12 protein-coding genes are annotated in these 12,945 nt (G+C 69.2%); 5 read left to right on the top strand and 7 right to left on the bottom strand.

Annotation, left to right across the window (positions count from 1 at the left end; all coding sequences use genetic code 11):
- Positions 1–32: 32 nt before the first annotated feature.
- The 6 genes from purM to QRX50_RS09940 all read right to left on the bottom strand — a co-directional run bounded on the left by purM (position 33) and on the right by QRX50_RS09940 (position 5,379).
- Complete coding sequence (purM, locus tag QRX50_RS09965; protein ID WP_285971666.1) at positions 33–1,103, bottom strand: phosphoribosylformylglycinamidine cyclo-ligase; 1,071 nt, start codon at positions 1,101–1,103, stop codon at positions 33–35.
- 30 nt (positions 1,104–1,133) lie between these two features.
- On the bottom strand, positions 1,134–2,660 hold the full coding sequence (gene purF / locus QRX50_RS09960) for an amidophosphoribosyltransferase (protein WP_285971665.1): 1,527 nt from the start codon (positions 2,658–2,660) through the stop codon (positions 1,134–1,136).
- A 227-nt stretch (positions 2,661–2,887) separates the two neighbouring features.
- Positions 2,888–3,277, bottom strand: a complete 390-nt coding sequence (locus QRX50_RS09955; protein WP_285971664.1) for a hypothetical protein — start codon at positions 3,275–3,277, stop codon at positions 2,888–2,890.
- Entirely contained in the window at positions 3,264–3,503 is a 240-nt protein-coding gene (locus tag QRX50_RS09950; RefSeq protein WP_220245081.1) for a DUF397 domain-containing protein, read from the bottom strand. Before QRX50_RS09950 ends, QRX50_RS09955 begins: the two co-directional genes overlap by 14 nt.
- 430 nt (positions 3,504–3,933) lie before the next feature.
- Entirely contained in the window at positions 3,934–4,812 is an 879-nt protein-coding gene (locus tag QRX50_RS09945; protein ID WP_285971663.1) for a helix-turn-helix domain-containing protein, read from the bottom strand.
- A 186-nt stretch (positions 4,813–4,998) separates the two neighbouring features.
- Complete coding sequence (locus tag QRX50_RS09940) at positions 4,999–5,379, bottom strand: sterol carrier family protein (protein WP_285971662.1); 381 nt, start codon at positions 5,377–5,379, stop codon at positions 4,999–5,001.
- Between the two features lie 58 nt (positions 5,380–5,437).
- Here QRX50_RS09940 and QRX50_RS09935 point away from each other — a divergent pair, with 58 nt between their 5' ends.
- The 5 genes from QRX50_RS09935 to QRX50_RS09915 all read left to right on the top strand — a co-directional run bounded on the left by QRX50_RS09935 (position 5,438) and on the right by QRX50_RS09915 (position 10,413).
- Positions 5,438–6,115 (top strand): type VII secretion system-associated protein, encoded by a 678-nt coding sequence (locus QRX50_RS09935; RefSeq protein ID WP_285971661.1) that lies wholly within the window; start codon positions 5,438–5,440, stop codon positions 6,113–6,115.
- 254 nt (positions 6,116–6,369) lie between these two features.
- Positions 6,370–7,185: a lysozyme gene (locus QRX50_RS09930; protein WP_285971660.1), complete on the top strand. Its 816-nt coding sequence runs from the start codon at positions 6,370–6,372 to the stop codon at positions 7,183–7,185.
- Between the two features lie 172 nt (positions 7,186–7,357).
- On the top strand, positions 7,358–8,254 hold the full coding sequence (locus QRX50_RS09925; protein ID WP_285971659.1) for a lysozyme: 897 nt from the start codon (positions 7,358–7,360) through the stop codon (positions 8,252–8,254).
- Positions 8,255–8,460: 206 nt separating this feature from the next.
- Positions 8,461–9,336: a hypothetical protein gene (locus QRX50_RS09920; protein WP_285971658.1), complete on the top strand. Its 876-nt coding sequence runs from the start codon at positions 8,461–8,463 to the stop codon at positions 9,334–9,336.
- Between the two features lie 3 nt (positions 9,337–9,339).
- Positions 9,340–10,413 (top strand): pentapeptide repeat-containing protein, encoded by a 1,074-nt coding sequence (locus QRX50_RS09915; protein ID WP_285971657.1) that lies wholly within the window; start codon positions 9,340–9,342, stop codon positions 10,411–10,413.
- A gap of 72 nt (positions 10,414–10,485) precedes the next feature.
- On the opposite strand, the gene purL is transcribed toward QRX50_RS09915, so the two are convergent.
- Positions 10,486–12,780, bottom strand: coding sequence for a phosphoribosylformylglycinamidine synthase subunit PurL (purL, locus tag QRX50_RS09910; RefSeq protein ID WP_285971656.1), 2,295 nt, complete (start codon positions 12,778–12,780; stop codon positions 10,486–10,488).
- Positions 12,781–12,945: the final 165 nt, after the last annotated feature.

The raw sequence follows: 12,945 nt of genomic DNA, 5'->3' as shown, positions 1-12,945 counted from the left end.
CGTCCAGTCTTCCAGCCGCGACAACCGCGTTTCTAGAACCGCGGGTGGTCGCCCGAGAGCACGGCGCGCGGGCCGTCGGGGTCGTCGGCCGGCTGCACGTCGCCGAGGATCCACGCCGGCACGTGGCGCGCGGTCAGCACGGCCAGCGCGCGGTCGACGTCCTCGGCCGACACGATCGCGACCATGCCGATGCCCATGTTGAACGTCTTCTCCAGCTCGGCGCGCTCGACCTTGCCGCGCTGCCTGATCAGGGCGAACACCGGCGCCGGCGTCCACGTGCCGCGCTCCAGCCGCGCGACGAGGCCCCGCGGCATCACGCGCGCCAGGTTCGCCTCGAGGCCGCCGCCGGTGATGTGCGCGAACGTGCGCACCTCGGTCTCGGCGGCCAGCGCCAGGCAGTCCTTGGCGTAGATCTTCGTCGGCTCCAGCAGCTCTTCGCCGAGCGTGCGGCCGAACTCCTCGACGTGCCCGCCGAGCGGCATGCGCGCGATGTCGAGCAGCACGTGGCGGGCCAGCGAGTAGCCGTTGGAGTGCAGGCCCGAGGAGCCCATGGCCAGCACGACGTCGCCCGGGCGCACCTTCTCCGGCGTGAGCAGCGCGGACGCCTCGACCACGCCGACGCCGGTGGCCGAGATGTCGTAGTCGTGCTCGCCCATCAGGCCCGGGTGCTCGGCCGTCTCGCCGCCGAGCAGGGCGCAACCGGCCTGCACGCAGCCCTCGGCGATGCCGCCGACGAGCGCCGCGATCTTCTCCGGGATGACCTTGCCGACGGCGATGTAGTCCTGCAGGAACAGCGGCTCGGCGCCGGTCACGACCAGGTCGTCGACGACCATGGCCACCAGGTCGATGCCCAAGGTGTCGTGCTTGTCGAGAGCCTGCGCGACCGCGATCTTGGTGCCCACGCCGTCGGTGGACGACGCGAGCACCGGCTCCTTCCACTTGTCGAGCTTGAGCGAGAACAGCCCCGCGAACCCGCCGACACCACCGCGCACCTCGGGGCGGGTGGCGCGCTCGGCGTGGGGCTTGAGCAGCTCGACGGCCTGGTCACCGGCTTCGATGCTGACGCCGGCGGCTGCGTACGTGGCGCTCGTGGACTCGCTCACGGAAGCGGACTCCCTACTGGACAATTCGGACTAGGGACGCCGGACGGCGTCTTCGGCACCGTACCCGGCCGGGCTGACCGGAGTCGCTTTGCCATTGACCGAATCCATGCTTTCCAGCAGGTGCTTGCCGATCAACGCGTCGTCCGGCAGGTCGATGGGGTATTCGCCGGAGAAGCACGCGGTGCACAGGCGCGTCTTCGGCTGCTCCGAGGCCGCGACCAGGCCGTCGAGCGAGATGTAGCCCAGCGAGTCGGCTCCGATGGAGCGGCGGATGCCGTCGAGGTCGACGCCGTTGGCCACGAGTTCGGCGCGCGAGGCGAAGTCGATGCCGTAGAAGCACGGCCAGCGGACGGGCGGTGAGGCGATCCGCACGTGGACCTCGAGCGCGCCGGCCTCGCGCAGCATGCGCACGAGCGCGCGCTGGGTGTTGCCGCGCACGATCGAGTCGTCGACCACGACCAGGCGCTTGCCGCGGATCACGTCGCGCAGCGGGTTGAGCTTCAGCCGGATGCCCAGCTGGCGGATCGTCTGCGACGGCTGGATGAACGTGCGCCCGACGTAGGCGTTCTTGACCAGGCCGGTGCCGTACGGGATGCCCGAGCCCTGCGCGTAGCCGATCGCGGCCGGCGTGCCGGACTCCGGCACGGGCATGACCAGGTCGGCGTCGGCCGGGTGCTCGCCGGCGAGCCGGCGGCCGATCTCCACGCGCGTGGCGTGCACGCTGCGGCCGGCGATCGTGGTGTCGGGCCGGGCGAGGTAGACGTACTCGAACACGCAGCCCTTGGGCTCCGGGTTCGCGAACCGCGACGAACGCAGGCCTTCGGCGTCGATGGCGATGAGCTCACCCGGCTCGACCTCGCGCACGAACGACGCGCCGCAGATGTCCAGCGCGGCCGTCTCGCTCGCCACGACCCAGCCGCGCTCCAGGCGGCCGAGCACCAGCGGGTGCACACCGTGGGGGTCACGGGCGGCGTAGAGCGTGTTCTCGTCGGCGAAGACGAGGCAGAACGCGCCCTTGAGCGTCGGCAGCAGCTCCATGGCCGCGGCCTCGATGCCCTTGTCGGCCGCGTTGGCGGCGAGCAGGCCGCAGACGAGGTCGGAGTCGCTGGACGAGCCGGTGAGGCCCGCGTGCGGCTTGAGGCCGGCGGCCTTCGTGCGGTCGCGCAGCTCGGCGGTGTTGACGAGGTTGCCGTTGTGCGCGAACGACAGGCCGCTGCCGGTGGCCGTGGTGCGGAAGATCGGCTGCGCGTTCTCCCAGATCGTGGCGCCGGTCGTGGAATAGCGGCAGTGCCCGACGGCGATGTGGCCCTGCAGCGACTGCAGCACCTGCTCGTCGAACACCTGGCTGACCAGGCCGAGGTCCTTGAAGACCACGATCTGCGAGCCGTCGGAGACCGAGATGCCGGCCGCCTCCTGCCCGCGGTGCTGCAGTGCGTACAGGCCGTAGTAGGTCAGCTTCGCGACCTCTTCCCCGGGAGCCCAGACGCCGAAGACGCCACACTCCTCGCGGGGTTCCGGTTCGGGCTGGTCAGGACTGACGGAGGGGTCGGAAACCACCGAGGTGCTCCCAGGAAGACGTGGGCGGGCCAAGTCCAAGTGTAAGGGGTGTTAAGGCGGGTCTCGCCGTGCGCGACGTGGTTCTCCCCACTCCGCGGGCTCGTCCGGCGACCACTTCAGGAGAGCGGTGCTCGCGTTGTGGATCTTGGTTCTCGGCCCCGAACGTGAACCAGGCCCCGCACGACGTGGCTGTCCACGTCGCACGGGGCCTGAAGATCAAGGGTGTTTCAGCGGGCCGCGAGCCACTTCGAAGTGCCGCCTCGCCCGGGCACCCAGCACCCCTTGGCGGGGGCGAGCGCCTTGGCTTCCTCGGCTTCCTCGGCTTCCTCATCGGGGAGCGCGAGGACCTCGGTCAGCACCTCGGCGACTTCACCGCGGCGGCGCCACAGCCACCTCTCGGGCTCGAAGACGTTGTCCTCCGTGCCCGGCACGCGCGTGGCGATCGCGTCGTCCTCGGCGTTGAGCCGGACGACGTCCACCACGTTGTCGTGGACCCGGACGCCGACCACGGCTTCGAACTCGCCGTTCGCGTCCGTCTGGTGCACGAACTGGTACCCGCGACCGATGAGCTCCTGGAGACCGATCTCGACGGTCTCCATCGCGTCAGCCGAGGACATCGTCGAATTCGCCGTCCTTCGCGCCGGCGAGGAAGGCGGCCATCTCCGCGCGGGTGTAGACGAGCGCCGGGCCGGTCGGGAAGCGGGAGTTGCGCATCGCGATCTCGCCGGAAGCCAGCGGAGCGACCTCCACACAGTTGCCCACAGCGCCGCTGTAGCTCGCCTTGCGCCACTGGGCGCCGGTCAGACGGTCGGCCGGAATGCCGTTCTCGAACCGCTCAGCCATGATCCCCACCTTCCGGGACGGTGAAAAGCTCAGGAATCTGCACGTGCATCTACCTGTGACTGGGACGCTAGCACGCGCTCATGCAGCGGTAAATGCACGTGCAGAAGTTTCTGCAAGTTTCTCACTGCGTGACGACACGCTTCAGTAGAAAGTCCCGCTCGGGCGATCACATCACCACTCGAAGGGGTGAAAACTTACGCTGCGTCGCTGTTGACGCCGGGAAAGTCGCGCTGAGCGAAAGTCTGACAAACCGCCGATCTCACCGGGTGAACAGCCGCGACGGCGGGTGAGCGACGAGATTTTTCAGTGAACACCGGCTCGTGGCCCGGAAAGCACCTCAACGCCCCGGGAGAGTGGTGGGCCGCCGGCACCCTCGCAACGCAGCGGAGGGCCACTCAGCGGCTCAGGCAGGCCGTAAACTCAGCGCGGCTCAGATCTCCGCGCGCCGCTTGGCCAGCCGGGCCCGGCTGCGCTCCGGCGTCTCCGCGTCGACGGCCAGCAGGTCGAGCGCGCGGCCGTACTTCTCGATCTCGTCGCGCTTGTCGAGGTAGTGGGCGCCCGTGAGGTACTCGACGTAGGCGATGTTCGGCAGTTCCGATTCGGCGAAGCGCAGGAGCGCAAAGGCGTGCTCGGCCGAAAGGCCGCTGCGGCAGTACGGCAGGACCTGCACCGACACGTGGGGCAGCGTGGTGACCTCGAGCAGGTACTCGAGCTGCTGTTTGAACACCTTCGGCCCGCCGATCGGCCGGTAGAGCACCGACTCGTCGAGCACCGCCCACACGCGGGGCGCGTCGGGCCGGGCCAGCATCTTCTGGCGGCGCATGCGCAGGGCCACGAGCTGGTCGACCTTCTCGTCGGCCATCTCGGGGCGGCCGTGGCTGAAGATCGCGCGGGCGTACGGCTCGATCTGCAACAGGCCGGAGACGAACAGCGGTTCCCAGATCTGGATGCGCGACGCGGCCTCTTCGAGACCGACGAGGTCGGTGAACCACCCGGGGACGGTTTCACCGAACTTGCGCCACCAGCCGGCCTCGTTCGACTGCTTGACCATGTCGAGGAACGCGCGGCGCTCCTCCTCTTCGGCGACGCCGTACATGGTGAGCAGGTCGGCGACGTCGCGTTCCTTGAAGCCGACGCGGCCGAGCTCGAGGCGGGAGATCTTGGACTCGGAACCACGGATGTTGTAGCCCGCTTGCTGACGCGTGATCCCGGCTTCCTCACGCAGCTTGCGCAGCTGTGAGCCGAGGATCATCCGGCGCGCAGTCGGGCCGAGACTCTGCTCGCCACCGGACGCGTTCACCGCGTTCATGACCGGGACCTTCCGTACGCCGCTCGTTTACCTGGGGGATTCCAGCCCGACTACCCAAAGTACACGTACAGAGCCAACCCGTATAGCACGGCTCGGCACGCGTCGGGTTTGTCCTCCCGATTCTACGGAGAGTCTGCGCCGAACAACACAGTCAGGTGAGTATTCACCGGTCAAGGCCCCAGGCGGTCAGAGCCGGACCACGGGCAACCAGTGTGAAAGGTCGGCCCGCGAGCCCGACGCCGTCACGCGCGCAGCGTCGACGGCACTGGGCCAATCGAGAAGGCCCGTCGCCAGTTCGAGCCACGTGCGGGGGTCGGTTTCGATCACGTTCGGTGGCGTCCCCCGGGTGTGGCGGGGACCTTCGACGCACTGCACGGCGGCGAACGGCGGCACGCGCACTTCGACACTCCGGCCGGGCGCGTCGGCAGCGAGCGCCTTGAGGCTCAGCCGCACCGCGGCGGCCAGCTCGGGCCGCGCCGGATCCGGCCCGTCACCTCGCAACCAGCCCGAAACGGCCAGCACCGCCGCCCGTAACTCAGCGGGATCGACCGAACGCGAAGAGGCCATGGCCCAACAGTAGAGTGACGTCGGACGAACATTCAGCACCCGGCACCGAGGGACGGCGATGGCGCAGCGGGACGAGGCAGATCGGATGGTTTCCCCGACCACCCCCGCGGGGCGCCGCGGCAAACCGGCGGGCAAGCCCGCCACCGCGGGCCGGCACGGCCGGCGCGGACCGCAGGGCAAACCCGAGATCACCCCCGAGATGCGGGCCAACGCGCGCGCCAACCCCAACAGCTGGCTCTACGTCATCGATGAGGCGTTCGACCCGGGCGGCCCCGTTCCGTCGTGGGCCGTCGTGGGCGCGTACCCGGTGAACGCCTCGGGCGACGTCGTCGAGGACTTCCACCCCAACGACCGCTACCGGCCCTCGCCGAAGGCGCTCGGCTACCCCGAGCCCGGCACGGAGCTCGAACGGCTGCTGCAGCTCGTGCGCACCGAGCACCGCCCGGCCGAAGACCTGCCGAAGGTCATCCTCGACTCGACGCTGTTCGTCTACGCCATGTCCCCCGTGCAGCGCACGGTCATCGGCTTCCACAACACCGACGGCCGCGTGATGGTGCCCGCCTACACCGCCAAGTCGCTCGTGCCGCGCGAGTGGCCGCACGCGCGCGCTGTGCTGGGGCGCGACATCGTCGGCCTGCTCGCCGGGCACCCCGTGGCCATCAACCCGCACGATCTCATCACCGCCGTCGTGCCGGCCGAGCACCTGCTGAAGGCGCTGGCCGAAGAACGGCGCTGACCGGCTTTTCAACCGGGTCTTTTTCAACTGACGTCGTTTCGACTGAGTCTTTCGGAACTGCCCGCTGTCCACTCTGCGGTTTCAAGAGTGGGCAGCGGGCTTTTTCGTACCCGCGACCCGTCACCCTCACGAATCCCGACCCGGCCCCGACCTGCGGCACTCACTCCATCGGGTGATCACCGAGTCGCCGGAACGGCGGCTTGCGGGCATCGTTTGCCTTCGTTGGAGTACACGCGTCCGGTTGGGAGCCCAGGGTGAAGCGTCGTAATCCGCTGCTGCGCTGGAGCGCCACGGTGTGGAGCGCCGCGGTCGTTTCCGGGCTCGCTCTGTGCACCCCGGCCACGGCCGCGCCGAGCTACGAAGGCGCCGACGACCACTACGCCGGCTCGCAGATCGAGAAGTACGAGGGCGTCGCCGGCGCGCCGAACGTCGAGTACACCGCGAGCGACCAGGTTCTCGGTCACGACGTGAGCGGGCACCAGGGCGCGGTGGACTGGACCGCCGCCGCGAAGGCCGGCGCGAAGTTCGTCTACGTGAAGGCCACCGAGGGCACCGGGTTCGTCAACCCGCAGTTCGCCCAGCAGTACAACGGTTCATACCAGGCCGGGATCACTCGCGGTTCGTACCACTTCGCGCGCCCCGACGTGTCCGACGGCGCGACGCAGGCCAACTACTTCCTCGCCCACGGCGGCGGTTGGTCCAAAGACGGCAAAACGCTGCCGGGCGCGGTCGACATGGAGTACAACCCCTACGGCGAGACCTGTTACGGCAAGGATCCTGCCGGCATGGTCGCGTGGGTCAAGTCCTTCTCGGACACCTACCGCGCGCGCACCGGGCGGCTGCCCACGATCTACACGTCCACGAGCTGGTGGAAACGCTGCACCGGCAACAGCGCGGCGCTCGGCGCGAATCCACTGTGGCTCGCGCGTTACAACACACAGATCGGCGAGCTGCCCGCCGGCTGGCACAGCCAGGCGATCTGGCAGTTCGCGGACGCGGGTTCGCTGCCGGGAGACCAGAACTGGCTCAACGGTCCCCTCACAAGCCTCCGCAATCTGGCAATCGGGTGAACATTCGTTACGACGCAGGGAATTAGTAGTCATCGACCGATGAAAATCACCCACGCGAACTTTTAACTTCACGGATCTTGATGACAAATCGAGGGACGTCATCAAGAATCTCCAGCGGGCGGCTACCTGCAATAGCCGCCCTCAGCGAGGGTATCTGTGAAGGGATTCAACGATGTCCACTTCCCGAAGAGGACGGCGGGCGACCCTGCTCTCCGTTCTGGCCATCCCCACCGTGGCGCTCCTGCTCGGCTCCACGGCCCAGGCGACGGCCGCTCCCTACAACCCGGACCAATCGGCCAGTGAGATCACTGCGATAAACGCCGACATCCAGACGCACAACCACGAACTGGGGTCCCAAATCCGCCGGGTGGAGGGCGATTCCTCAACCCCGGCATCCAAAGTCGCAGCGCAGCAGCCGCAGCCCGCGGCCGCCCTCCCGAACCAGGTCCTGGCCACCGTGCCGGGCATGGACGTCGCCAGCTACCAGGGCAACGTCAACTGGGCGAGCTGGTGGAGCCAGGGCAAGCGGTTCGTCTGGACCAAGGCGACGGAGAGCACGAGCTACACGAATCCGTATTTCGCCCAGCAGTACAACGGTTCGTACAACCAGGGCTTCATCCGTGGTGCGTACCACTTCGCCACCCCGAACACCTCCAGTGGCGCGGCGCAGGCGACCTACTTCGTCGCCCACGGCGGCGGGTGGTCCAAGGACGGCAAGACCCTGCCGGGCGCGCTCGACATGGAGTACAACCCGTACGGCGCGACCTGTTACGGCCTGAGCCAGGCCGCCATGGGCGCGTGGATCCGCGACTTCCACGACACCTACCACGCCAAGACCGGCCGCTGGCCCGTCATCTACACCTCGGCGAGCTGGTGGAACCAGTGCGTGGGCACGTCGCAGAACTTCTCGTCCACGGTGCCGCTCTGGGTCGCGCGGTACGCGTCGTCGGCCGGCACGCTGCCGAACGGCTGGGGCTACTACACCGTCTGGCAGTACACCTCGAGCCCGCTCGACCAGGACACCTTCAACGGTGCCCTCGACCGGGTCCAGGCCCTGGCCAACGGCTGATCCACTCGTGAGCGACAGCTGATTCACCGCTGAGGTTCCCGGCCGCCCCGACCTGCGGGGGCGGCCGGGAGCTTCGTTCTCGTCACGTCTTTTGTGCCGTGGCTCCCGACCTTGCAGAATGCACCTCACGTGGGGAGGAACCGCCGGCGCTCGCCGGTCGTCAGACCACGGCGCGAAACGGTGCACCAGGAAGGGCGGAACCGGAGATGACCTACCCACCGCAGCCAGGGCAGGGCGGCCAGCCGGACCCCTACGGCCAGAGCTGGCAGCAGCCCGGCACGGGCGGGGTTCCCCAGCAGCCGGGGTGGGATCCGAACGCGCAACAGCAGCCGGGCCAGCAGCCCGGATGGGACCCGAACGCGCAGCAGGGCGGCCAGCAACAGGGCTGGGATCCGAACACCCAGCAGCAGTACCCCGGGCAGCAGCCGTACGGCCAGCCCTACCAGCAGCAATACCCCGGCACCCAGCAGTACCCGCAGCAGGGCTGGGACCCGAACCAGCCCTACGGCGGCGGGTACGGCGGTGGCCCCCAGCCGCCGAAGAACAACAAGACCGGGCTGTGGATCGGCATCGCCGTGGCCGTGGTGGTCGTGGTGGCGCTGGGCATCACCGGCTTCGTCGCGCCCGGCTTCTTCCTGAGCAAGGACTCGGAATCCACGGCGCAGACGCAGAACCCGGTGCCGCCGCCCGCGCAGTCGTCGCGGCCGCAGCTGCCCACCGGCGAACCGTCGGAGCCGGGCCTGCCGACCGACGAGACCGACATCCCCGGCACCGGCGGTGGCGGCAGCTCGCCGGCCGAGGGCAAGCAAGCCATCGACGCGTTCGTGGCGAAGATCAACGCCAAGGACGGCGCCGGCGCCACCGCGATGACGTGCCAGGGCAGCGAGGCCTTCTCGAAGGACAGCATCGACGAGGCCACCACCGGCACCCCGGCGCTCAAGGTCGAGGGCTACGACGGCACCGCCACCGTCACGGCCACCCTCGAAGGCGACCTGTCCGGAAAGGACGCCAACGGCTCGGTGATCGCCACGAGCGTCGGCGGCAACTGGTGCATCGGGTTCTTCTTCGTCATCGCCTTCTGATCGGTGCGGTCCCCACTGCTCTGGACGTTCGTCGCGTCCGTGCTGCTGCTGTGCGGGGTCGGGGGCTGGCTGCTCACCGACCCCGCCACCAGCCGCAGTGATGCCCTGAAGACCGCCGGGCTGGCCGGCGGCGCGGTCGTGGCGCTCTACGCGCTGTGGCTCAACGACCGGCGCCGCCGTGTCGAGGAGGCGCGCCAGGAGATCGAGCGGCAGCGCCACGACCTGGAGATGCGCCGCGCCGAACAAGACCGTGAACGCGTGTCGGACGAGCGGTTCGCCAAGTCGGTGGAGCTGCTCGGGCACGAGGCCGACCAGGTGCGCGTCGGTGCGCTGCACGCGTTGGCGGGCCTGGCACGCAGCCGGCCGACGTACACGCAGACCGTACTCGACGTGCTGTGCGCTTATCTGCGGCGGCCGTTCAAGCACGCGCGGTATGAGGATCCTGAGGTCAATGAGGGGCCTGAGGTCGAGCGGGAGCTGCAGGTCCGCCTGACCGCGCAGCGGCTCGTCGCCGAACTGCTGCCATGGGCGTCCGATGTGGACGCGCCGAGCTACGACCTCGACCTCACCGGCGCCGTGCTGGAGTACCTCGACCTGTCCCGCCGCAAGATCGGCCGACTGCTGCTGCGCTACGCGTCGTTGCACAGCAGCACGAACCTCAGCGGCTGCCTGATCACGGACCGCGCGTACTTCACCGCCGCCGGCACGGGCAACGGCCGCTTGATCGGCAACTTCCGCTGCCGCGGCGCGAAGTTCCTGGACTACGCGTGGTTCAGCGGCACGGTGTTCACCGAGAACGCCGACTTCACGGAGACGACCTTCGCCGGGCGCACCGCGTTCAAGGAGGCCGTGTTCACCAAGGACGCGTTCTTCACCGACGCTTCGTTCGACGATTCACTCGACCTGCGCTGGGCGACGTTCGGCGGCCACGCCGACCTGCGCTTCGCGCGCGTGCCCGAGCACCTTTCGCTCTACGATACGAAAGTTACGTCCACAAAGGACAATCAGCTCCCCGACGGCTGGCTGCTCGCGCCCCTCGACGACGGCGTCGCGCGCCTCACCGTGCCGGAGAGCTGACCGTCGCGATCGGGCGCACGCAAAAGGGCCGCTCCCCGGTGTCCGGGAAGCGGCCCTCTGCGATCAGGAACTTCAGTCGAACAACGCCGGCAGCGTCTTCTCCCAGGTCTCACGCAGCTCGTCGAGCGAGAACTCCGTGATGCCCTGCAGCTCGAGCGCGCGTGAGTCCGGGTCGACGACACCGGTCTTGCGCCACGGAAGCCCGCGCGCGGTGCACATCTCCGTGAACCGCAGCTCCTCCGTGCGCGGCACCGCCACGAGCACGCGGCCCGAGGACTCGGAGAACAGCTGCACGAACGGGTCCTGGTCGCGGTCGAGGAACACGCGCGCCCCGCACTGTCCGATGAGGACGGTCTCGACGAGGGCCTGCGCGAGGCCACCGTCGGCGAGGTCGTGGGCGGCGGAGATCATGCCGTCGCGCGAACCGGCGACGAGGATCTCGCCCAGGAGCTTCTCGCGAGCCAGATCCACGCGCGGGGGCACACCGCCGAGGTGGCCGTGGAGCTCACGGGCCCAGGCGGAGCCATCGAGCTCGTCGTGGGTGTCACCGAGCAGCAGCAGCGTCTCGCCGGCCTCCGCGCCGATGCCGGTGGGGATGCGCCGGGTGACGTCGTCGATCACGCCGAGCACCGCGATCACGGGCGTCGGCAGGATCGCCGTGTCGCCGGTCTGGTTGAAGAAGCTCACGTTGCCGCCGGTCACCGGGATGCCCAGCTCGACGCACGCGTCGGCCAGCCCGTGCACGGCCTGCTCGAACTGCCACATCACGGCCGGGTCGGTCGGGGCGCCGAAGTTGAGGCAGTCGGACACCGCGACCGGCGTCGCGCCGCCCGTGGCGACGTTGCGGTACGCCTCGGCCAGCGCGAGCTGCGCGCCGCGGTACGGGTCGAGGTAGACGAACTTCGCGTTGCAGTCGGTGGACACCGACACGCCGCGGCCGCTCGACTCGTCGATCCGGATCATGCCGGAGTCCGACGGCTGGGCCAGCACGGAGTTGCCGCGCACGTAGCGGTCGTACTGCGCCGTGACCCATTCCTTCGACGCCTGGTTCGGCGAGGAGATGAGCTTGAGCAGGTCGGCCCGCAGCTCTTCGGGGGTCGACGGCCGCTTGAGCGAGGCCGACGTGTCGGCGATCAGCGCGTCCTGGCTCGCCGGGCGCTGGATCGGGCGGTCGTAAACCGGGCCCTGGTGCGCGACCGTGTGGGCCGGGACGTCGACCACGACCTCGTCGTGCCACGTGATCACGAGGTTGTCGCCGTCGGTGACCTCGCCGATGTCGGTGGCGATCACGTCCCACTTGGCGCACACGGCCATGAACGCCTCGACGTTCTCCGGCGAGACGACCGCGCACATGCGCTCCTGCGACTCGCTCGAGAGCACCTCGGCCGGCGTCATGCCGGTGGCGCGCAGCGGCACGCGGTCGAGGTAGACGTGCATGCCGCCGTCACCGGCGGCCGCCAGCTCCGACGTCGCGCAGGACAGCCCGGCGCCGCCGAGGTCCTGGATGCCGACGACGAGCTTCTCCTTGAACAGGTCGAGGCAGCACTCGATGAGCACCTTCTCGGTGAACGGGTCGCCGACCTGCACGCTCGGCAGCTTGCGGCGGCCGGCCGCGGTCTCGTCGCCGGAGAACGTGTCGCTCGCCAGCACGGACACGCCGCCGATGCCGTCGAGGCCGGTGCGCGCGCCGAACAGGATGATCTTGTTGCCCGTGCCCGAAGCGAACGCGAGGTGCAGGTCCTCGACGCGCATGGCGCCGACGCACAGGGCGTTGACCAGCGGGTTGCCGCTGTAGGACGGGTCGAACACCAGCTCGCCGCCGATGTTCGGCAGGCCGAGGCAGTTGCCGTAGCCGCCGACGCCGGCGACCACACCGGGCAGCACGCGCTTGGTGTCGGGGGCGTCGGCCGGGCCGAAGCGCAGCGCGTCGGCCACCGCGAGCGGACGCGCGCCCATGGCCATGATGTCGCGGACGATGCCGCCGACGCCCGTGGCCGCGCCCTGGTAGGGCTCCACATAGGACGGGTGGTTGTGGCTTTCGACCTTGAAGGTGACCGCCCAGCCGTCGCCGATGTCGACCACGCCGGCGTTCTCGCCGATGCCCGCGAGCATCTTCGACTTCATCTCGTCGGTGGCCGTCTCGCCGAAGTAGCCCAGGTGCTTCTTCGAGGACTTGTACGAGCAGTGCTCGCTCCACATGACGGAGTACATCGCGAGCTCGGCGTCGGTGGGCCGGCGGCCGAGGATCTCGCGGATCCGGGCGTACTCGTCTTCGGCAAGGCCGAGTTCGACGTACGGCTGCTTGGTCTCGGGGGTCTCCGCGGCACGTGCGGTGGTGTCAGTATTGATGACAGAGCTGCTGGTCACAGTGTTTGATCCAGGGTCCGTGTCAGGGTTCGCCACACCTCTAAGACTACGTGTCAGCCCCGTCACACCCGCAGGTGCCCGGACTTGTTCGCCGGGGGAACTGTGCCGCTGTTTACCAACGCGACCACAGTCACGGCGGGGACAGTTGCCGAACCTGGTAACCGT

This window comes from Amycolatopsis sp. 2-15 (assembly GCF_030285625.1).
Taxonomy (GTDB): domain Bacteria; phylum Actinomycetota; class Actinomycetes; order Mycobacteriales; family Pseudonocardiaceae; genus Amycolatopsis; species Amycolatopsis carbonis.
The sequence above is the reverse complement of the archived record's forward strand: the minus strand, read 5'-3'. Positions and strand labels throughout refer to the sequence as shown.

Bases quoted from the DNA above. Each gene is read 5' to 3' on its own strand.
- QRX50_RS09950 (WP_220245081.1), bottom strand. From the start codon at position 3,503: ATGGCTGAGCGGTTCGAGAACGGCATTCCGGCCGACCGTCTGACCGGC.
- QRX50_RS09925 (WP_285971659.1), top strand. From the start codon at position 7,358: ATGTCCACTTCCCGAAGAGGACGGCGGGCGACCCTGCTCTCCGTTCTG.
- QRX50_RS09935 (WP_285971661.1), top strand. From the start codon at position 5,438: ATGGCGCAGCGGGACGAGGCAGATCGGATGGTTTCCCCGACCACCCCC.
- QRX50_RS09940 (WP_285971662.1), bottom strand. From the start codon at position 5,379: ATGGCCTCTTCGCGTTCGGTCGATCCCGCTGAGTTACGGGCGGCGGTG.
- QRX50_RS09955 (WP_285971664.1), bottom strand. From the start codon at position 3,277: ATGTCCTCGGCTGACGCGATGGAGACCGTCGAGATCGGTCTCCAGGAG.
- QRX50_RS09945 (WP_285971663.1), bottom strand. From the start codon at position 4,812: ATGAACGCGGTGAACGCGTCCGGTGGCGAGCAGAGTCTCGGCCCGACT.
- QRX50_RS09920 (WP_285971658.1), top strand. From the start codon at position 8,461: ATGACCTACCCACCGCAGCCAGGGCAGGGCGGCCAGCCGGACCCCTAC.